The sequence below is a fragment of the Oceanobacillus sp. AG genome (assembly GCF_009746545.1).
Classification (GTDB): Bacteria; Bacillota; Bacilli; order Bacillales; family Amphibacillaceae; genus Oceanobacillus; species Oceanobacillus indicireducens.
Genome location: NZ_WOWT01000009.1, coordinates 99,228 through 121,159, shown reverse-complemented (window position 1 = coordinate 121,159; position 21,932 = coordinate 99,228). Strand labels below are relative to the sequence as shown.

Sequence of the window (21,932 nt, the reverse complement as noted above, 5' to 3'; positions counted from 1 at the left end):
TCCTTAATAGAGAGTAGTTAAACATAAGACTGTTTAGCTTACAACAAAAAAGCAGGCAATTTGCCCGCTTTTCTATCTGAACCATTATGGTTTAATTATCTTCACTTTTTTAATCTGGTAACCATCCATTTCCTCGATTATAAAACGGTGGTTTTCATATTCAATAATGACGCCTTCCTGTGCGTCCAGGTTTGTCGTAAACATCCATCCCCCGATAGTGTCGACTTCATCATCTACCAGCTCGATACCGAGGATTTGATTCACATCTTCCAGATGAAGTTTTCCAGATACAATGAATGTCTTATCATTTACTTCCTGTACGTCAGGTATTTCATCTTCATCAAATTCATCACGAATATCACCAACGATTTCTTCTAAAATATCTTCAACCGTAATTAAACCGGCTGTTCCGCCATATTCATCATTGACAATTGCCATATGGATCCGTTCTTTCTGCATTTTGAGCAGCACCTGCTTAATCGGTGTAGCTTCAGACACATGCAGAATTGGCCGAATAAACTGATCAATTGTAACATGCTTATTTTGGTGATATCCTGTGAGAACTTCTTTCAAGTTTACTAACCCGATAATATTATCTTTATCCTCATCCGCTACCGGATATCTTGTATATTGTCCTTCAAGGATAACATCCATATTTGATTCTAAACTATCTTTTTTAAAGAAATATACCATTTCAGTTCGAGGTATCATGATTTCCCTTGCTACTCGCTCATCAAACTCAAAAATGTTGTTTACATACATCATTTCCGATTGATTAATTTCACCACTTTTATAACTGTCAGCGAGAATTAAACGCAGCTCTTCTTCCGTGTGGGTCTCTTCATGACTGCTGATTGGTTTGAACCCCATAGCAAGAATAATTAGCCGAGCTGTACCGTTTAAAAGCCAAATGAACGGGTAAAGTAAACGATAGAACCAAACAAGAGGTCTTGCAACAAATAAGGTAACTTGCTCCGCCTTTTGAATAGCAACCGTCTTTGGTGCGAGTTCTCCAATTACAACATGTAGAAAAGTTGCAATCAGAAAGGAGACCGCAATTGCTATCGTCGTAACCATTCCAGTACTAACATTAAAATAAGAAATGACTGGATAGAGCATTTTCTCAAATGTCGGTTCCGCGAGTCGTCCAATCCCTAATGCAGTGATTGTTATTCCGAGCTGACACGCTGATAGATATTCATCCAAGTGGGTGATTATTCTCTTTGCAGCAATTGCAGATTTTTTCCCTACTTCGATGTGTGGTTCAAGTTGTGTACTTCTAATTTTTACAATCGCAAATTCCGCCATTACGAAAAATGCGGTTAATGCAATTAGTACAGCAACTGCAAGTAAGTTAATTATGGGCAATACGTCCAATTAGTGTTCCTATGCACAAGCAATAGGAACTTCACCTCCTAAGTGCAAATATAAATTCATTTTTATTTCAGATTATTAGTTGTGATTGGCTCCATTTTATTATAATATATCCAACCATACCCGTCTATACAGAAGATTTTATTTTTTAAAATTCAGGTTCAAAATTTAAGGATAAAATACGAAAAAAAATCCATCCTACAGATAGGATGGATTTTATGAATTGTTTACTTTATTATCTTACGCTGCGTACGTGGCCTGAGAATTTATCAGCCCAGTAACCGCTAGACATGTCTGCTACTGCTAGACCAGTAGAGTTCTGTGCACCGATAAACTTACCGCCACCAAGGTAGATACCTACATGACCGTTTGTTTTATATGTGTTGAAGAATACAATGTCACCCGGTTGCATATTACTTGCGGAAACCTTCGTACCAACACCTGCTAGTCCTGCAGTGCTTGACGGTACGGAAATTCCACCTTGAGCAAATGCCCAGGATACAAATCCAGAACAGTCAAATCCACCTGGTCCTTTTCCTCCCCATACATATGGAGTGCCAAGGTGAGCGAATCCAGCGTTCATTGCAGTTTCAACACCGCCAGACGCTGCTGGACGGGATGAATCAGATGAATTAGTTGAATTAGTTGAATTAGTCGAATTAGTTGATTTTGATTTCGGTTCTTCTTTTGAAACAGTTGATAAGTTATTGTTGCTTGAATTATTGTTACTTGAATCATTATTATTTGAACTATTGTTATTTGATTCATTGCCACTTGCATTCGTTTCGTTACTTGCTACCTGAACTTCAGGAGCAGGTTGTGTTAATTCATTAATGTTCTGTCTAACGTCTCTTTCAAGGGAAGCAAGCTCGCTGTCTTTCACTTCAAGTTCTTCTACTTTTGCAACAAGTGCTGCTTCTTTATCTTTGATTTCTGCCTTTTTATCTTTGTTTTGTGTTTGTTGAGCTTTGATTGTTTTCTCAATTCCTTCAAGCTCGACACGCATTTCTTTTAATTCATCAAGTTTAACAATTACCTCTTCTTGCTTCTCTTCAACTTTAACTTTATCAGCGTCGATTTGTTCCATTAATTCAGCATCAGAATCGCTAATTTTGTTAATTGCACTTACACGGCTAATGAAATCCATGAAATTTTGCGAGCCGAATAACACTTCAAGATAAGAAATGTTACCACCATTCTTTTGGTAAGCTGATGCGCGTTCTTTTAAAATGTCGAAACGTTTTTCAATCGCTTCTTCAAGTTCTTTGATTTCCGCTTCAAGCTTGTCTACTTGCTCTTCTGTTGCAGTAATGGATTTTTCATTTTTCTCCATTGTTGCTTTGTTTTCGTCAAGCGCTTTATTAACACGGTCAATTTCATCATTTAAATTCTCTAAGTCTATTAATAAATCAGCAATCTCCGCTTCTGCCTCGGATAAGTTTGCTTTAATCGTTCCTCTTTCATCTTGAATTTGCGTTTGCTTGTCCTTCAGGTCATCAATAGATTCTGCTGATGCGTGATCAGTAAAAAACACACTGCTCAAACCTACTACTGTTACAGTAGCCATCGTTACTAAGGTCTTTTTCAATTTCTCGTTCCCCACTTCCTCACTACTATTGCATCTCTTTATGTATGTTCATGAAAGCCTACCTGCAAATTCGTGTCATTAATTTATATTATGTATTATTTTCATTTCAATGGTATTGTAACACCGAAAAATTGCAGTCGTGTTATCGTTATATTACAGTTATGTTTCAATTAATGACAAATTATTTCCTTAATAGAGAAAAAACATGCAATATCCCTCGGGCATACTACATGTTTAGACGTATATTTTCCTAATAGAGGACGATATATTATTAAAATCCTTTCATTTCACCTGATAATTTAAGACTGATAGAAAATTATACAAGATTATGCTGGAAAGCATAGATAACTGCCTGGGTTCGATCCTGTACCTCTAATTTTGCTAAAATATTACTTACATGGACTTTCACTGTTTTCGTTGCAATAAACAACTCATCGGCTATTTCTTGGTTCGTTTTCCCAGCTGTAAGAAGAAGCAGGACTTCCTTCTCCCGTTCTGTCAATTGCTCATGCAACGCTTCCTCTTGAGAATGGCGCATCCGGTTCATTAATTTCCCGGTTACTTCAGGTTCCAAGATCGATTGGCCTTCATGAGTTGCGCGGATCGCTTCGGCTATTTTTTCAGCCTTGGAAGTCTTTAGCAAATAGCTTTTCGCGCCGGCTTCAAGCGCTGGGTAAACTTTTTCATCATCGAGAAAGCTTGTAACGATGATAATCTTTGCTTCCGGCCACTCAGAAAGGATCTGTTTCGTAGCTTCGATTCCATCCATTTCCTTCATGACTAAGTCCATTAAAATGATATCCGGCTTCCATTCAAGAGCTAACTTCACAGCTGGTTCTCCGTCATCAGCTTCAGCTACGACTTCAATATCCGGTTGTGCGGACAGATAAGACGCTACGCCAATACGAACCATTTCATGATCATCGGCAAATAATACAGTTATCATCATTCTTCCTCACTTTCTGTTTGAATAGATGCTCTTTCTTCTTGATCCGCTCCTGTAGGTAGGGGAACTTTTACCTCAAGCTTCGTGCCTTGATTCGGTAAGCTGACAACTTTGAACGTTCCACCGATTTCATATGCCCTCTCCCTCATATTATGGAGGCCATAGGAACTAGTTTTCACGCTTTCCATGTCGAAACCTACCCCATTATCTGAAATACGTAAAATTACCGTACCTTCTCGCTTAATGAGCAACACATGAAAACTCGTGGCTTGTGCGTGGCGCAATGTGTTGGACATCGCTTCTTGAATGATACGGAACAGTTGGTCTTCAATTCCCTTATCAACAGAAAGTTCTTCTGCTGTCCACGATATATCAATCGTAATTTTCTGTTGCATTTCAACAAGCAATTCTTCCACACCTTGAACAAGAGATTTCCCTTTTAACGCAACTGGACGCAGGTGTAGAAGGAGTGCCCGCATTTCCAGCTGGGATTGTTGCAGCATTTTTTCCACTAATTGTAATTTCTTCTTCATTTCATCATCTTCAGGAGCATTTTGCAGATTGAGAGCTGAAATCATCATTGATGCCGCAAAGAGTTGTTGACTTACAGAATCATGTAATTCACGGGCAAGCCGGTTCCGTTCTTGGACGACAATTTCTTGTAAGCTCTTTTCTCGTTCTTCCGCTCTTTCTGTTGCAAGTCTTTGCGCGTTTTCCGTTTGCTGATCTATTCGTGATTGAATGAGTTCTAGACGCTTTTCAATGCTTTTCAGTTCGTGATACGGTTCTTTTTCCTCATCAAGTCTCTGCCCCTTACTTAGTCTGTCAAGCTTACGTTCAATCCGATGCAGTCGTTGTCTCCAGTACCAACCAGTTGATATCCCGAAAATCGTTCCGCCTGCTAGTATGAAACCAAACACCCAGATTAAGAAAGAAACATTGCCAATCTCGGTTTCCCACAGAATCGCATAACTGTCCGGAGGGAAAACAGTGAACACAAGTGTGAGGACGACCGCTGAAAGTAAGATACTAAACAGAATGCCAGTGAATATATGGCGGATAATCGTACTCATATACGCTTCACCTCAATATCTCCAGAAAATAGCGAGGTGACGATTTTTACACGCGTTGTTGCGTGATCATAATCAGCCGTTTGATAAAAAATCGATTTATTAAAAAGTTTTTCATGACTTTCGTGGAAGATATGGGCATTACCGAATATAGCACTGTGGTGGATACTGACCTCCACTTCATAAGGTACATATATTTCAATATTACCCAGACCATGACGTATTGAAATAATTGCTGTGTCATTCGGGATGACGGTATTACTTAAATCAATAACCTTATCACCAAGTAAGCCATGAATGTTCACATCTCTCCACTGGTAAGCAGTCTCCTCCGTATACTGGTCATCCAATACGGTATGGTCAAATAAAGGTTCCACACGACTGAGCGGCTCGTTTAGTGCTTCATCGTCGGGAAGCTTGGGATAGATTCTATCGGTTCTTTTCGTTGAATCATAGTATCTCATCGCAAAGATAACAATTGCTGCAATAATAAGGAATCTAACTGCCATAAGACTCAGTATCGAAAAAATGAGACCAATAAGACTAAGCCAAAAGACAATTTTACCCCAGAGGGTATAAAAGTTCTTCCAGCTAATATAGACTAAGAACCCGCATATAATAGCGGGGATAATTGTTCCTCCAAAGGAAAATACAAATTCAGCCATGAGAAGGAGGATGCCGATGATTAGAATCCAGTTATATGATTTTGTCGGTAATTGCTTGAACATGACGGCTCCCCCTTACCTTTTCAATCGTTTAAGGCGCAGATTTCATCTACGCCTATATAGTATATCATTTTCCTTGGAGCTTATCGCATCTTATTCCACATTTTCTTTATCTTGTAATTCTTTTTCAAGCTTAGCAATTTTACTATCGAATGTGCTCTTATAATAGGAGCTATTCACCTTGTATTCCAGATTCTCAATATACTGCTCCAGTTCGGCAAACTTCGCAAATGGTTTATCGGATACATCATCAATTACTTGGTTCATTTGCTGATTCGCCCTTGCAATATTTTCTCTACCCATTAATTCCATTCGGCGCATATGCATATCTTTCAGGCGATGCTTCATTTCTTCATATTTATTTTCCAGTGTAACGAGTTGTTCTATTGTTTCTTCCCTGCTTTGTTTTAAGCGGGCTGCACGCTTCTCATACTCTTCATACTCTTTCACTGCAAATTCATATAAATCGGTTTCTCCTGCTTGCTCTGCAATGTCTGCTTGTCTCTTGCGCTTATCTGCTAAATCTTGAGCTTGTAAATATTCACGAGAGAATTCATCTTTCAATTTGTACTGGCGCTCAATCATCTTTCTGACTTTTTCCTTTTCCAGTTCGCTTTGGCGCAAGTATTGATTCAATGCTGCGACTGGATTCTTTTCCTCTTTCTTATCCATTAAATGATGCAAGTCTGCTGAAATATTATCCATGATGCGTGTAAAAATGTTTGTTGACATAATTTATTCTCTCCTTTTAAATTTAATTATTGATGTAAATCTGCCCATTCCCGTTCGAAATTCGTAAATGGATCGTCATCGTTCACCGTGTGGACAACTGGTTCTTCCTTCCAGCTCTTCATGATCAAATACAATACATAAACAGCTGCGACACCAATGATTGCATAGATGTTCGACAAGCTGATGCTTAACACAAGCAATCCAACTACAATCCAGCCGACTTTTGCACCCGTTGAATCCGTTGCGACAAACTTTTTAAACACGATATACAACAACCAGAGACTCAACCCTAAAATAATCATTGGTCCAATATTGGCAAGCAACACGAAAAATGCAATTAATCCCCCAACAAAGAGTAAAAATTTCTTCATGTGACAGCCTCCTTTCTTGATCTTGACTCCATCTTACCGCGGAAAACAAAACCTGATAATGAGCCCCAGACATAAATCCAACTAAGCCCCAAGACGTATTTAGTGGGACACTGGGGTCAGAGGTGTTGTCCCACTGCGACTGGTGGGACATGGGGTCAGTGTAAATGTCCCAGTTATACGCACCTAAAAAATGCACAAAAAAAGAACGGCATATCACCATTCTTTTCATTTTCTCCATTTTTTTATATATATAAATGCCATCAAAATGACGCCTGCTCCAAGCAATGAATAAACAATTGTCGAATAAACGTCCATAATTCCTAGAATAGCTTCCCAGTTCTCACCAAGGAGGACACCCACTGCTACAAGGAGAGCATTCCAAATCAATGTTCCGAGTGTTGTTAACAGGATGAATGCGGAAAATTTCATATTCGACATCCCAGCTGGAATAGAAATAAGACTACGAACGAGCGGCACCATCCGACAGAAAAACACTGTCCAATATCCAAATCTATCAAACCAGGTATCCGCTTTACGAATATCCGCTTTTTCAATTCTAAGAAGATGACCGAAACGTGCCACAATTCTCTCCAAGCGCTCCACATCAATCAGGAGGCCGATGCTATACAGAATCATCGCACCGATAACGGAACCCAATGTCGCTGCTGTCATGACGCCAATTACTGTTAGATTTGCATACGTGGTCATGAACCCTCCAAAGGGAAGAACGATTTCAGATGGGATGGGCGGGAATAAATTTTCCAACGTCATCATAAGAAAAATACCCAAGTAGCCGAACTTTTCCATTATATATGTGACCCAGCTTTGCATGCATACCTCCTGACTTTCAATTTACCTTGCTATTATGGATACTTGTCCATTAAACGCTTCTCTATAATATTTATATACAAACTACCATGAACTTAGAAGCTATAAACCAAATTCACGTGCAATCAGTTCATAAGATTTTTTACGAGCCGCAAAATCATGCGTAATTGTAAGAATCATAAACTCGTCCGTACCATATTCCTCACTTAGTAACTCAAGCGATTTCCGAACAATATCCGGCGTTCCAACAATTTGCCTGTCACCGGATTTACGCAAAAGTTCGAGATCTTCATCTGTAAACTTATATTTATTCACTTCAGTAATAGAAGGAATTTTTCCATTTCCCTTCCCTTTATCCTGCATCCATTTCCATATTTGATTGCTTTTCGCAAGCTGCTCCGCTTCCTCTTTCGTCTCCGCACAAATAACGTTCACCGTAACAATTGCTTCCGGCTCTCCCTCCTGGAAGTTTTCAAAGTAACCGCGCACAATTGACGGACCGTCTGCATCACTCATAAAGTCGCCAAACACATATGGCAGGCCTTTCTCGAGCGCTAACACTGCACTTTTCTTGCTCGTGCCAAGAAGCCACGGGACCGGTTGTTCTTTCGGAACAGGTTGTGCAGAAACCTTAGAGAAAAGATGTTCTTCAGGAAAATCACGGTTCAAGAAATGGAGTAATTCATCCAGTTTTTCCGGATAGTTTTTCACCTGTTCAAGAAAATTATCTACAAGCGCAATCGATGCCTCTGCTGATCCGCCCGGCGCTCGTCCAAGTCCAAGGTCTACTCTTCCGGGATATAAAGTAGCCAGCAGGTTATATCTTTCAGCTATCTGGTACGGCCTATAGTTTGGTAAAAGAACCGCCCCAGAGCCGATGCGAATGCGATTCGTTTTCGAACCGATAATACCAAGAATGATGTCCGGTGCGGGACTTGCTAATCCCGGGAAGTCATGATGCTCGGCAATCCAATAGCGGTGAAATCCTAATTTTTCCGCCGTCACAGCGAGATCAATCGTCGCTTCCAGTGCCTCGTTTGCAGTTTTTCCATTTGGAATGGGAACCTGATCAAGAATACTTAGTTTCATCTTTTATACCTACCTTCCTTGTTCGAACAAAGGCGCAAGCGCCCTTACAGGCTAAGAACGCGATTCTTTACGCGGGCGTCTGGAACTGCGATTACTCGTCCCACCAAAAGATCTGCTAGTTGCTGGGCGCAGAGCCGGACGTGGCTAACCCTGGATACCTAAATTATCACTGCATTTTTATTTTATAGTTTCCTACACTAGAACAAGAGGTGGGACAACGCCTCCGTCCCCAATGTCCCACTGGGACAAGTGCTCTGACCCCGTGTCCCGTTTTATATTTCTACCTGTTTGGATTGGATGTAGTGGTAGAGTAATTGTTCGGTGTTTTTTAGGGAATCTTCGTGGGTGCGTTCGTATGCGTGGGAGGCGTCGATTCCTGGACCGATAAGGCCATGGACGATATCATGCCCGCTTCGGATTGCCGCTGACGCATCGGATGCGTAATAAGGATAGATATCTAACTTGTAGCCGATATGATTTTCCTCGGCTAAATTAGCTAAATTCTTGCGCAATCCATAATGGTATGGTCCGCTACCATCTTTCACACAGATAGAAACCGTGTATTCATCCGTGGACTGACCTTCCCCCATTGCTCCCATATCAACCGCTACATATTCGACCGTTTCCGCTGGAATATTAGAATTTCCTCCATAACCGATTTCTTCATTATTAGATATCAGAAAATGGGTTGTATAAGGTAGACTAAGCTTTTCATCTTTGATTCGTTTCATTAGTTGGATAAGCATCGCAACACTCGCTTTATCATCTAAATGACGTGATTTGATGAAGCCATTATCTGTTATTTCAACACGGGGATCGAAGGAGACAAAATCTCCCACCTCGATGCCAAGCGCTCTTACTGCTTCCGCATTTTCCACTTTGGCATCAATTCGCACTTCCATTTTTTCTTGATTATATTTAGCATCCCGCGCATTTTTATAGACATGTACAGATGTCTCATGATGTAAAATCGTTCCGGTGAAGATTTTCCCTGAAGACGTCTCAATCTCACAATATTCCCCATCGATTGAGTGATACGTAAATCCACCAATTAAATCCAATCGGAGACGACCGTCACGCTTAATTTCTTTCACCATGGCACCTAACGTATCGACATGAGCAGTAAGCATACGATGTTCGTTTTCATTCTCACCTGGAATTGTCGCAATCAAGCCGCCTTTTCTATTTCGCTTATGTTCAATTTGTAAATCTGTTAAAATCTCTTCAATAAAAGAAATTACTTTTCCAGTATTCCCGGAAGGACTCGGAATAGAAACAAGTTGTTTAATTAGGTTTTTCGTCTCTGAAAGATTTGGATAAGTCGCCACATGCATTCTCCTCATTCTTTTTCTTTTATTTTATCATAAAGTGAAACTTCATTCAGTGGGGGATTCATTACCTCTCCACTGAATGTTAGTTGAACAGAATCAGGCATTTATGGACTGTTTATCCCCCACCCTCACATGTTGGACTTCCCTCATGTTTAGAAGTGGGGGTATTACAAACCTTTAATGCGTGATAAACAGTAAAGCTTAGTCCTTTTTCGCTTCTATATCTGCAATCTCATCAACTAAGGCTTCAGCTGCCCTGCGATAATAATTACTCATATTAACAAAGGATAGTACGAGCAGCACCTGATTCAAATAGCTATCATCGAGTTGCCCGGCATCCACCTCGCGCACTATTTTCTTACTGTCTTCGGTAAAACGTTCGAGATTACTTCCCGAAAGCTTTATAAAGGATTCATATAATGGCCCGAGATCAAGTGTTTCTTCCATCATCTGCTGATTAAGTGATTCCAGTGTTGTCTTAATATCCCGTATTGCAAGAATCGTCTTCATTTCATAAATCAAATCAATGAGCATGACATGTTCCGGGGAGTATTTTTTATTTTTTATCGGGAAAAATAATTTCCCCTTGGAATAATTATTGATCATTGTTTTCGTTAAAATCTTTTCATCTGTTGTCCGTTTCGTTTGTTCATACTTATTTTCAAATAATTGGATGACCTGATCCATGTATAAGTCCAATCCAGGTATATCCTGGCTGGATAGTCGTGTATTGAGCTGCAGTTTCTCCAGTAAGTTATCTAAATTATTCACTATATCTAAATTCCTCCACATTTTTATTAGCAGCGGTTGACTGATCGCTATAAACTATGTTATAAATTTATTATAACACTAACACGTAGTTTTAAAAACCACGTGTTACATCGAAAGGGGTTTTCCAGTTGAATCAGTATATTAGAGAACCAATTAACAGCCTAACACATTGGGTAGGTGCAGTTCTCGCTTTATTTGGATTAGTAGCAATGATTATAAAGGCCGTCGCCGAAGGGTATTCAATAATTGGCTTGACAGCCGTCGTTATTTTCGGAGTCAGCATGATTTTACTTTACTCGGCATCCGCAACGTATCATATGGTCATTGCAAAAGATAAGGTGATAGCTTGGCTGCAGCGAATTGATCATTCGATGATTTTCGTTTTAATTGCTGGGACTTACACCCCCTTATGTATCATCGCATTGAATAACACATTAGGTTGGATTCTATTCAGTGTCATTAATGGCCTCGCAATTCTTGGTGTCATTTTCAAACTGACATGGTTCACTTCACCAAGATGGCTTTCCACCATGATTTACATTTTAATGGGGTGGCTCGCTATCTTTTTCACTGGAGAATTAGCCCCAGCACTTGGTACAGGCGGGATGGTCTATCTTATCCTTGGTGGTGTCGCCTATACGATTGGCGGGATTATTTACGGATTTAAACCAGAATTTCTCCGGTTTAAAAATTGGGGCTTCCACGAGATTTTTCATATTTTTATTCTCCTCGGCAGCCTGTTCCATTTCATTTGTATATATTGGTATGTCATTTAACAAAAAAATGCGTAAGGCGGGATATCTGCCTCACGCATTTTTTTAATACACTTCTTCCAAAGCGCGGATAAATTTAGTAAGTGAAGTTTGTTCTGTTTGTTCCTTCCATTCCTGCAGCTCGGTATCCTGCTCTTTGAAAAAGAACATCAGCCCTTCATGCAAGGTATCGATAACCCGAGCGTCATCATGCACCGCTTGTTTTATATCAGAAATAAGAACACTCCAATCCACTACACCGACATTACCAGTCGTATATTCCATATAAGGATATTGTTTTGCTAAATCATACACTTCATCTAAATCAGTACCAAGATAAATTTCCACAGCTAACAGATTTCCGATATTGTGGTTGTCGCTTCCTTCCAGCAGTGCTTCCTTGTGGAGGTTCGCAGCTTCCTCGTATTCACCTTGAAATAAAAGGGCATTGGCATGGATACTTTTTGTATAAGGGTCGATTGTTTCTCCCAAAGCCGCTTTATACTTCTGATACCACTTCTCATATTGCTCCCAATCGCTTGTATCGTAATAATAATGTAACATCTGATTCAGATAAATAGGATCTGCCGTAAGCTCGGCTAGTTGTTCATAATAAGGTTGCTGCAGCTTTTGCGCGGTACTAAAGCTCCCACCCGCTTCGATCCCGATCAACCGTGCAACCATTCGGAGGCTGTGCAAGTCATCTGGGTTTGTTGTTAAAACGTTCCGGTAACCGTCAAGCGCCTGTTCCAATTCACCGGCTAGCAGCAATTCATCTTCTGCTGTAAGTTCCCGTTGTTTTAAATACATAGTCGGCAGATTTCCGATTGTTTCTTCCGCTAACCGGTAACCATTGCTTTGTGTTATAAGATTTCCATCTTCATCAAAAGCCTTCACATTCCAAGAATAATGTCCCTCTGGATTTTCAAAGCCAAGCACCGTTGCCGGGTTGAAGTAATCGTTCTTCGTTTCTGCAATATCAGTAAAGAAATTCAAATAAATATTATAAAGACTCTCTACAGGCAATGAAAGTTGATTTTCTTCCACCTTGCTATCCCAGCTCATCCCATAAGAAACATCGCTTTCTTCTATATGAAAGTCAAGCATGTAATAAGCTGCCTCGTCAACCGCTTCCCAGCTAAAATCAATCGTTTCTTCCTCCAATACGGCTTCGTTTGCAGGAGCGTTTACTTCCAGTAGCGGGGCTAGCGTAATATTATATTGAATATTTTCTGTACCGTCGATTCTTACCCAGTCATTCATATCAACCGGCCAAAAATAGCCATCGATTTGCTCCATTTGGAAACCGGCAAACACTTGATAATCTCCAGGCATAACCCCCGTGAATTCAAAATTCCCAGCAGCATCTGTCTTTGCCTGGTACCATTCATCAGGACGAATCGAACTAGTAACATCGGCAGCATCCCTAAGAAATACACCGGCATCCTTAATCGGCGTCCCGTCCTGTCTGCTAATATTTCCTGATACCTTCGCAACCTCCGCCGCACCATTCGCAGGAGGACCAGTTAGCAAGCGGTTCTCCAATTTCTTCATCTCTTCATAAACACCGCTCTGTTCTATCAGGTCTTCATTCTCTTCTTTTTCCCAAGCAATTCTATATTCTTCCAAACCTTGCTGAACCGTCGCTAAAGCCTCTTCCAGCTGCCCCTTCCTCAATAAAAGGAACGCTTCATATTGCTTCTTTTCTGCCTTAGCATACGCATGGTCCGGAACGTCAATTTGTTCTAATAGACTTTCCGCTTTAGCTAGATTTCCAGCTTGCAAATGGAGCTCGATAAAGGAAAACTTTAGTTCAGGGATTACATAAGAGTGCTCCGACTTTTCCAAACGTTCAACTGCACGATCATAGATCTCCTGAAGTCTAGCGTCATCTCCTTCCCGTATTGCTTCATATGCTAGCTCCATAACCGCCGTTTGTAGATATCCATTAATAGGCCCATTTTCTAGATAATCCTCAATATATGGTTGCTTTTCTTCCCAACTGATGAATGGCCAATCATGATCCGCAGCCACGCTTGTCGTCATAGAAGGCCCGACATATATTGCATAGTCATTCATCCACTCCCCACTTAAGAAATGCTCTTCAATCAGGTGATATTTTTGACTTGGCAGAATATTGTCTTCCAAGAGTTCGAGAATTTTGTCTTTTCCAACCCCACTTCCATTCGCAAGCTTATATTTTACTATACCGAGTTCAAGTTGTGGTATCAGATAAATACTTGCAAGCGGAATAAGGATAAAAATGCCCGTCATAATCATAACCAAATGCTTTATTTTTAACGTAATATTATTCCTCATTCACAAGTCTCCTCTCTACTTCCGCTTTCCAATACGTATTACCTCCGATTTCAATCGTTTCATACGAATATTCATCTTGATTATTGAATTCAGAAATTGTGAAAAATCCGTAACCGAACAAAAGGATGACCACGGCTGAACTTACTGGAAGAATTGGTATGCTGATCTCTTTATTCCATAGTTGATGAAGTTTATCTTTCCACGTTGGCCGGTAAACTTTTTTCAACACATCTGTTTGCTTTGTAAACCGAATATTTTCAAGTTCCTTATTTAGTCGATTCTTTATCTGCTTTTTATCCTCCATTATGCGCACCCTCCTTTAGTAAATGGTCTTTTAACAATTTTTTCGCCCGCTTTAACCGCGACTTGATAGTATTTTCCTTTATATTTGTCGAGGCAGCAATTTCCGCAAGCTTCAATTCGTTAAAATAAAATAACGTGATGACTTCTCGATATTTATAATCCAATGCATGAATTGCAGCCGTGAGATTCTCGTTCCACTCGACTGCCAATAAATCCGCTTCCGGACTATCAATCCTATCCGCTTGTTGTGTGCGCTCGATTGTTTCTATATCTGGGAAAATATGCTTAAAACTCCATTTGCGCATTTGCTGCCGGCAACGATTAATCGTTATCGTTGTCAGCCAGCTCTTTAAATGTTCTTCCTTTTCCAGCTGATTTATTTTTTCAAATGCGGAGATAAATGTATCTTGCACCGCTTCTTCTGCCCGTTGGTGATCCTTGATTAATAGGTAAGCCATTCGGAGCAAATAGTCCCCATATTGATTCATGAGTTCAACTAAAGCAGCCTCTTCTTTTCTTTTTAACCTGTCGACTAGGTTCAACTTGCTCCCTCCCCTTACTACTAAGATGCAGGCAGATGATAAAAAGTTGCGTTTATGAAAAATTCTTTTAGATTGATTGTACAAGAAAATCAAAAAAGTGCTATCTCTCGATTGTTCGAGAAATAGCACTTCAATTATTTTAATATGTTTAGTTAATCATTTTCTGCATTTCTTGCAGATTAAATTCTCTTACCGAACGTGGTAAGAAGCTACGAATTTCGTCTCCGTTATATCCGACCTGAAGACGTTTATCATCAAACATAATTGGGCGTTTTAAGATTCCTGGATTTTCTTCAATCAGTGTCAATAAATCCTGTAATGTTAAATTTTCCAAATCTGGTTTTAATTGTTGGAAAGCTTTTGAACGGGTAGAAATAATTTCCTCCGTACCATTATCCGTCAAGCGTAAAATTTCTTTGATTTCATCCCTTGATACCGGGTCAGACATAATATTCCTTTCTTTAAAAGGAATACCGTTCTCCTGAAACCATTTTCTTGCTTTTCTACAGGAAGTACAGCTAGGTGTGACGTACAGTGTGACCATTCATTTACCCCCATATATATTTAATTAATCATCTATTTCAACAAATTCAAATATGTTTAATTAAATATATCATAACCCAAAAACACAATTACGTCAAGCCCTAACGGGATATAAATGAAATGGGACAGTGGGGTCAGAGGCAATGTCCCACTGGGACGCTTCCTCTGACCCCACTGTCCCGCTCTACAATCAACTTGTAAATTGTTCTGCTTCTGTTGATCCTGCGAGTGCGGTTGTTGATGAGGCTCCACCTGAAATTACCTGGGCTACTTCATCAAAGTATCCTGTTCCGACTTCACGCTGGTGTCTAGTTGCACTGTAACCATGTACTTCGCTTGCGAACTCTGCCTGCTGCAATTCGGAATAAGCAGCCATGCCTTCATCTTTGTATTTCCTTGCAAGTTCAAACATGCTGTGATTCAATGCATGGAAACCTGCTAGTGTTACAAACTGGAACTTATAACCCATCTTCCCGAGTTCTCGCTGGAAATTTGCGATTTCCTTATCGGATAATTTCCGTTTCCAATTAAATGATGGTGAACAATTATAAGCTAGCAGTTTACCTGGATATTGTTCATGAATCGCTTCAGCAAAACGACGTGCCTCTTCCATATCTGGCTCTGACGTTTCACACCAGATTAAATCTGCATACGGCGCATAGGCTAAACCTCGAGCAATTGCTTGATCCAGTCCTGCTCTTGTTCGGAAAAACCCTTCAGAAGTTCTTTCACCTGTAATAAATGGTGCATCAGTCGGATCAACATCACTCGTAATCATGTCAGCGGCATTCGCATCGGTACGAGCAATAATGATTGTCGGCGTTCCCATGACATCTGCTGCAAACCGAGCTGCAATCAAGTTTTTCACCGCTGTTTGCGTCGGCAGAAGAACTTTCCCGCCTAAATGTCCACATTTCTTCTCGGAAGATAACTGATCCTCAAAGTGGACACCAGCTGCACCCGACTCAATCATGCCTTTCATCAACTCAAACACGTTTAATTGTCCGCCAAATCCAGCTTCCGCATCTGCCACAATTGGAGCAAACCAATCAATTTCCGAGTCACCTTCCGAATAATGGATTTGATCTGCACGCTGTAATGCCCGATTAATTCGCTTGACAACATGTGGCACACTGTTCGCTGGGTATAGGCTCTGATCCGGATACATTTCGCCTGACAGGTTCGCATCTGCTGCTACTTGCCAGCCACTTAAGTATATCGCCTTCAAGCCTGCTTTCACCTGCTGTACCGCCTGATTACCGGTTAATGCACCTAAAGCATTAATGTAGTCTTCCTCGTTGATTAAGTTCCACAATTTTTTTGCACCGCGAGTTGCCAATGTATGCTCCACATCGATGGAACCTCTCAGCCGAATGACATCCTCGGCTGAATATTCCCTTCTAATCCCTGACCAACGCTCATTATTTTCCCATTCTCTTTGTAATTGCTCTGCCCGTTCTTGATACATTATTTATTCCCCCTCGTTAATTGTTTGTATGCTGGTAATGTTAAAAATTCTGCAAATTCATCTTCTTTTACTAACGAATCAAAAATCTCCGCAGCTTCTGCAAAATTTCCTTGCTCATAAGCCGCTTCCCCAATCTGTCCCTTTATTTTTTCCAACTCTTCCTGAAGAATTTTGTCGACCAACTCAAATGTCACTTTTCTCCCATCAGAAAGTACCCCCTTTGGATACCGAATCCATTGCCAAACTTGAGCTCTTGATATTTCTGCAGTAGCTGCGTCTTCCATCAAATGATTAATTGGTACAGCACCTCTTCCCGAAAGCCATGCAGCGGTATACTGAATTCCAACACTGACATTCGTCCGAAGACCTTCTTCTGTTATCTCTCCATCTGGCAATTGGACAAGGTCCTCAGCTGTTACCTCAACATCCTCCCGCTTACGATGCAATTGGTTCGGGGTCGGCATGATCTCATCGAACACTTCTTTTACAAGTTCAACCATCCCTGGGTGAGCAACCCATGTTCCGTCATGCCCATCACGTGCTTCCCGCTCTTTATCCTTACGTACCTTATCAAAAGCAATTTTATTTTTCGCTTCATCATTTCTTACCGGGATGTGGGCAGCCATGCCACCGATCGCCATCGCATTTCGTTTATGACAAGTTTTGATAGCAAGCTGTGAATACGAACGCATGAATGGAACTTCCATTGTTACGGTTGCCCGGTCCGGAAGTATCCGTTCTGGGTCTTTATGAAACTTTTTAATATAGCTGAAAATGTAATCCCACCGGCCACAGTTTAGGCCTGCAGCATGGTCGCGTAATTCATATAAAATCTCATCCATTTCAAATGCAGCTGTAATCGTTTCAATCAAGACCGTTGCTTTAATTGTACCTTGTGGAATACCAAGCTCATTTTGTGCAAAAACAAATACCTCATTCCAAAGACGTGCTTCAAGGTGATTCTCTACTTTCGGTAAATAAAAGTAAGGACCTGTTCCTCTTGCTATTAGTTCTGTTGCATTGTGATATAGATACAGTCCGAAATCTACTAAACTGGCAGACATTGACTTTCCGTTGCACCGCAAATGCCTTTCTTCTAAGTGCCATCCTCGCGGCCTGACGATTAATACGGCAGTATCTTCATTCAATTCATATCGCTTGCCATTATCTGCTTCAAAATCAATAGACCTGCGTATTGCATCTTTTAAATTAATTTGCCCGTTCATCATGTTTTCCCAAGTTGGAGATGTTGCATCTTCAAAGTCTGCCATGAATGCCTTTGCACCTGAGTTAAGTGCATTGATAATCATCTTTCTGTCAACCGGTCCCGTTATTTCAACGCGGCGATCTTGTAAATCTTTCGGCAAACGCCCTACTGTCCAGTCACCTTCACGGATATGCTTCGTTTCCTTCAAGAACTGAAGCTGTCTCCCTTCATTCAGCTTTTCTTGAATTTGTTGTCTAATTTCGAGTAAGTTCCTTCGCCGTTCATCGAAGTGCTCATGAAGTTTTCCTAAAAACTCTAAGGCCTGAGGTGTCAAGATTTTCGGAAAGGTTTGTTCGTGTTCAATTTGTACAGAAACAGAAGTTTGATTCGTAAGCATGAATTCACTCTCCCAATATACTGTTGTATTATAGTTTCAAATATTAATATTGTTATATAACAATATTAATAAAAAAAATTAATCTTCCTTTTTTGACAAACAATAATCACATTCCATCGTGTAGCTTCTTGAATCAACTTCCTGCCCACATTCCGGACACGATACTTGTTCATGTTTGTTCATGTTCGCCCCTCCTCTTATATAACAATATTATTTTTTGTTCCCTTGTTATAATACAGTCTATTCGATTTTAAATAATAATGCAACACCTTTTTTAAAAAAGAGTGAAAATTTTTTATTAATGAACTTGCTTTTTCTCAATAAAGCCTTATGTACAAAGCTTTAAAGCGCTATATAATATTTTATTTTTTTCTTTTAAAAAATTATTTTGTATATCGATTCGCGTAAGAGCTTGCCACAAATGCTTCCGGTTTAATCTTTGCTTCAATTCCAAGTGCTTCCATACGTGCAAGCATTTCGTTTACAAAGATTCTCGTTTTATTTTTATTACCTGATCCAATGTCAATATGCCCTTCAATCGTTAATGATGCGCCTCGATAAATATTCGGCAAAATAAGTTCAATCAACTGATTCTTGCGTTCCTCTGTAAACAACCCGACAATTTCTTCCGTCAACGTTGTCTCGTAAGAAATCCGTTCATGAAGATGATCCATTCTTCTTGCAACAATTACTTTCCGAATACAAGCCCATGCTCCTTTTGTTTCACACTGAATAACAATCCCTGTAATAAAACGCGTGTATGTCGGATGGACCTGGGAATCTGTCCCAAACATCAGTTTATAATTGCCATATCGATCCTTCTCCATGAAACTTTTAACATGCTGAAACACTTCTTGAAACGACATATTTTTCCTGCTTAAGTTTTCAAAAGCGAAGTTGTACAACTGGAATTTTTCCAAAATGATAACCTCCTCTTGTTTCTAAAATATGTTCACTTATATTCTTTGATTCAATTATAGTTGCTTATTTTATCACGCATTAACGATCTCTAATACCCGTAAATTCCTGATTCGCTTCAACTAACATTCAGTGGGGGGTAAGGAATTCCCCACTGAATGAAGTTTCACTTTATAAGTAAATTATTCTCTTAATATGAGCAAGTGCGAGAAATGATATTCAGCTAAGTTTATCGTATAATGAAGGTAGCATAAAAAGAATGGAGCGTATAGATGTATAAATTAATTGCAATTGACATGGACGGTACGTTATTAAACGATCATCACCAAGTTTCTAAACAGACACAAGATACATTAAGGGCGGCAAAAGAACATGGAACGAAAATTGTACTATGTTCGGGCAGACCAATTGTTGGGATGCGAAAGTACATAGCCGATTTAGGTTTAAATGAAGAAGACGATTATGCAATCGCATATAATGGTGCTTATACCGAAAATACAAACACTGGAGAAATTGTCTCTGAGTTCTCTCTTGAATATAAGCATCTTGTTGAACTACATGATTTGAGTATGGAATTGAAGATACCGATGCACTACTTTGATCATGAGAAGCTTTATACTCCTAATAAAACAATCAGCAAATACACGGTACTTGAATCCTATCTGAATGATATCACGTTAGAATATTGTCCAATTGATGAATTTCCACAAGAGCAATCGATACCGAATATTATGTTTATCGATGAGCCAGTGAAACTGAGTGAGGCACTTAAACATTTACCAAAAGAGCTCGCGAACAAGTATGCAATGGTAAAAAGCGCACCACATTTCTCGGAATTCACCCATTTAAAAGCAACGAAGGGAAATGCCGTAAAACGATTGGCTGAGAATCTCGGTATTAAGCAAGAGGAAATCATGGCAATCGGTGACAATGGTAATGACAAGTCAATGATTGAATATGCCGGAAGCGGAGTTGCAATGGAAAACGCCATCCCAGAATTAAAAGAAGTTGCTGACTTCCAAACCCTAACAAACAACGAAGACGGAGTAGCCCACGCCATCCAAAAACTCCTCCTCGCCAAAGCATAATCGGGACACGGGGTCAGAGCACTTGTCCCAGTCCGAGCGGGACATGGGGTCAGAGCTTTTGTCCCAATTCTATACCCCAACATAAAAAAAGCGAACCACTTATGGATCGCTTTTTTTATTTCCCTCTGTTATATGAAAGACGTCTCTCTTCCTCCAAAAAGTGCATATAATTCATTTTTCTACCCATAATTTTAAGAGATGGGATAGATTTTGTTTAGCAGGAAGTCTGAAAGGATATTATCAATAATAGAATAAGTTTTTTATTATTATTGCATCTATAGGAGTGATTTACATGAGTCGCGAAATGCCACGTGATACTGGATTGGATAACACACTAAATGTACTGAAAGACGGATACATGTATATTATGGACCGGCAGGATCGTTTTGATTCTGATGTGTTTGAAACCCGTCTGCTTGGCCAGCGCACCATCTGTTTAGTCGGTGAGGAAGCAGCAGAAATTTTTTATGATGAAGGTAAATTTCAACGGGAAGGAGCTGCTCCCAACCGGATAAAAGAAACATTGTTCGGTAAAGGCGGTGTTCAAGGGCTGGACGGAGATGCACATAAACATCGGAAAGCAATGTTTATGTCAAACATGTCCCGCGAAAACCTGCAACATTTCAATCAATTATTTAAACAGCAATTGCAATTAGCATTAGAAAAATGGGAGCAAATGGATGAGGTAATCTTTTATAAAGAAATCGAAGAAGTATTGACACGTACTTCCTGCCTCTGGGCTGGAGTTATTGCGGAAAAGGATATGGAAAAATTGACGGATGAGATCGGGACGTTATTTGAGTCTGCCGCTAGTGTCGGACCCGCACATTGGGCCGGAAGAAGAAACCGAAACAAGTTGGAGAAATGGATGAGCGGTCTTGTAGAAGATGTTCGTGACGGTAAAATCAATCCACCTGAACCTAGCGCTCTATACCAATTTTCTTGGCATCAAGATCTTGAGGGAAACTATTTAGACCCTAAAATAGCGGCAGTTGAAATGCTCAATATCATCCGTCCGATTGTCGCTAATGCAGTTTATATCAATTTTCTTGTTTTAGCACTGTACGAGCATCCGCAAGAACTAGAAAAAATCAAAACTGGCGGCGAAGATTATGCCAAGATGTTTGTTCAAGAAGTCAGGAGAGCCTATCCTTTCTTCCCGGTTGCAGTCGCGGTTGTAAAAAATGATTTCATATGGCGAGATTTTACGTTTAAAGAAGGTACATTAACTTTATTAGATCTCTACGGCACGAACCATCATCCGAAAAGTTGGGATAATCCAGACATATTCAATCCCGAACGGTTTAGGAATTGGAACGACAGTCCTTTCTCCTTCATCCCTCAGGGTGGCGGCGATCATTATCTCGGTCATCGCTGTGCCGGAGAATGGGTGACATTAGAAGTTATGAAAACAAGCCTGGATTTTTTGGTTAACCATATGGATTACAACATTCCAAAGCAAGATTTAAGTTTAAGTGTGAATGATATTCCAAATACACCTGAAATTGCACTGCATAACGTTAGAAAAAAATAGATTCCTTTCTTTAATTGCAACCGCCAAACAGCCTTT

Annotated in this window: 21 protein-coding genes; 3 read left to right on the top strand and 18 right to left on the bottom strand. The window is 40.1% G+C overall.

Translation table 11 applies throughout. The features are described 5' to 3' along the window. Nucleotides 1–84 precede the first annotated feature (84 nt). The 11 genes from GN217_RS06185 to GN217_RS06135 all read right to left on the bottom strand — a co-directional run bounded on the left by GN217_RS06185 (nt 85) and on the right by GN217_RS06135 (nt 10,825). Entirely contained in the window at nt 85–1,377 is a 1,293-nt protein-coding gene (locus tag GN217_RS06185; protein WP_156855791.1) for a hemolysin family protein, read from the bottom strand. A 232-nt stretch (nt 1,378–1,609) separates the two neighbouring features. After that, the gene (locus GN217_RS06180) at nt 1,610–2,962 is read right to left on the bottom strand and encodes a C40 family peptidase (RefSeq protein WP_232334351.1); all 1,353 of its coding nucleotides are present in this window, start codon (nt 2,960–2,962) and stop codon (nt 1,610–1,612) included. Between the two features lie 316 nt (nt 2,963–3,278). Beyond that, entirely contained in the window at nt 3,279–3,908 is a 630-nt protein-coding gene (locus GN217_RS06175) for a response regulator (RefSeq protein WP_156855831.1), read from the bottom strand. Beyond that, the gene (locus tag GN217_RS06170) at nt 3,908–4,981 is read right to left on the bottom strand and encodes a sensor histidine kinase (RefSeq protein WP_156855789.1); all 1,074 of its coding nucleotides are present in this window, start codon (nt 4,979–4,981) and stop codon (nt 3,908–3,910) included. Before GN217_RS06170 ends, GN217_RS06175 begins: the two co-directional genes overlap by 1 nt. Continuing rightward, a complete protein-coding gene (gene liaF, locus GN217_RS06165) occupies nt 4,978–5,706 on the bottom strand; it encodes a cell wall-active antibiotics response protein LiaF (protein WP_156855788.1) in 729 nt (242 codons plus the stop codon). Before liaF ends, GN217_RS06170 begins: the two co-directional genes overlap by 4 nt. A gap of 90 nt (nt 5,707–5,796) precedes the next feature. Continuing rightward, nucleotides 5,797–6,435, bottom strand: a complete 639-nt coding sequence (locus GN217_RS06160) for a PspA/IM30 family protein (RefSeq protein ID WP_156855787.1) — start codon at nt 6,433–6,435, stop codon at nt 5,797–5,799. 26 nt (nt 6,436–6,461) lie between these two features. After that, nucleotides 6,462–6,806 (bottom strand): lmo0954 family membrane protein, encoded by a 345-nt coding sequence (locus GN217_RS06155; RefSeq protein ID WP_156855786.1) that lies wholly within the window; start codon nt 6,804–6,806, stop codon nt 6,462–6,464. Between the two features lie 225 nt (nt 6,807–7,031). After that, entirely contained in the window at nt 7,032–7,637 is a 606-nt protein-coding gene (locus GN217_RS06150) for a DedA family protein (RefSeq protein WP_156855785.1), read from the bottom strand. 99 nt (nt 7,638–7,736) lie between these two features. Beyond that, nucleotides 7,737–8,723, bottom strand: a complete 987-nt coding sequence (locus GN217_RS06145) for an LLM class flavin-dependent oxidoreductase (protein ID WP_156855784.1) — start codon at nt 8,721–8,723, stop codon at nt 7,737–7,739. A gap of 272 nt (nt 8,724–8,995) precedes the next feature. Further along, nucleotides 8,996–10,066 (bottom strand): M42 family metallopeptidase, encoded by a 1,071-nt coding sequence (locus GN217_RS06140; RefSeq protein WP_232334350.1) that lies wholly within the window; start codon nt 10,064–10,066, stop codon nt 8,996–8,998. A gap of 189 nt (nt 10,067–10,255) precedes the next feature. After that, entirely contained in the window at nt 10,256–10,825 is a 570-nt protein-coding gene (locus GN217_RS06135) for a DUF1836 domain-containing protein (protein ID WP_156855783.1), read from the bottom strand. Between the two features lie 128 nt (nt 10,826–10,953). Here GN217_RS06135 and trhA point away from each other — a divergent pair, with 128 nt between their 5' ends. Next, on the top strand, nt 10,954–11,601 hold the full coding sequence (gene trhA / locus GN217_RS06130) for a PAQR family membrane homeostasis protein TrhA (RefSeq protein WP_156855782.1): 648 nt from the start codon (nt 10,954–10,956) through the stop codon (nt 11,599–11,601). 42 nt (nt 11,602–11,643) lie between these two features. On the opposite strand, the gene GN217_RS06125 is transcribed toward trhA, so the two are convergent. The 7 genes from GN217_RS06125 to GN217_RS06095 form a co-directional block, all read right to left on the bottom strand. Next, the gene (locus GN217_RS06125) at nt 11,644–13,896 is read right to left on the bottom strand and encodes a carboxypeptidase-like regulatory domain-containing protein (protein WP_156855781.1); all 2,253 of its coding nucleotides are present in this window, start codon (nt 13,894–13,896) and stop codon (nt 11,644–11,646) included. Then, a complete protein-coding gene (locus GN217_RS06120) occupies nt 13,886–14,200 on the bottom strand; it encodes a hypothetical protein (RefSeq protein ID WP_156855780.1) in 315 nt (104 codons plus the stop codon). The genes GN217_RS06125 and GN217_RS06120 overlap by 11 nt, the downstream gene beginning before the upstream one ends. After that, nucleotides 14,190–14,741 carry an RNA polymerase sigma factor gene (locus tag GN217_RS06115; RefSeq protein WP_156855779.1) on the bottom strand — a complete coding sequence of 184 codons (552 nt, stop codon included), beginning with the start codon at nt 14,739–14,741 and terminating at the stop codon, nt 14,190–14,192. Before GN217_RS06115 ends, GN217_RS06120 begins: the two co-directional genes overlap by 11 nt. A 148-nt stretch (nt 14,742–14,889) precedes the next feature. Next, on the bottom strand, nt 14,890–15,285 hold the full coding sequence (spxA, locus tag GN217_RS06110) for a transcriptional regulator SpxA (protein ID WP_156855778.1): 396 nt from the start codon (nt 15,283–15,285) through the stop codon (nt 14,890–14,892). A 189-nt stretch (nt 15,286–15,474) separates the two neighbouring features. Continuing rightward, the gene (gene aceA, locus GN217_RS06105) at nt 15,475–16,752 is read right to left on the bottom strand and encodes an isocitrate lyase (RefSeq protein WP_156855777.1); all 1,278 of its coding nucleotides are present in this window, start codon (nt 16,750–16,752) and stop codon (nt 15,475–15,477) included. Beyond that, the gene (gene aceB, locus GN217_RS06100; RefSeq protein ID WP_156855776.1) at nt 16,752–18,356 is read right to left on the bottom strand and encodes a malate synthase A; all 1,605 of its coding nucleotides are present in this window, start codon (nt 18,354–18,356) and stop codon (nt 16,752–16,754) included. The genes aceA and aceB overlap by 1 nt, the downstream gene beginning before the upstream one ends. Nucleotides 18,357–18,739: 383 nt before the next feature. After that, complete coding sequence (locus GN217_RS06095) at nt 18,740–19,222, bottom strand: ribonuclease H-like YkuK family protein (RefSeq protein WP_156855829.1); 483 nt, start codon at nt 19,220–19,222, stop codon at nt 18,740–18,742. Nucleotides 19,223–19,546: 324 nt separating this feature from the next. Here GN217_RS06095 and yidA point away from each other — a divergent pair, with 324 nt between their 5' ends. After that, a complete protein-coding gene (gene yidA / locus GN217_RS06090) occupies nt 19,547–20,362 on the top strand; it encodes a sugar-phosphatase (RefSeq protein ID WP_156855775.1) in 816 nt (271 codons plus the stop codon). 292 nt (nt 20,363–20,654) lie between these two features. Then, entirely contained in the window at nt 20,655–21,896 is a 1,242-nt protein-coding gene (cypC, locus tag GN217_RS06085; RefSeq protein ID WP_156855774.1) for a CYP152 family fatty-acid peroxygenase CypC, read from the top strand. Nucleotides 21,897–21,932: the final 36 nt, after the last annotated feature.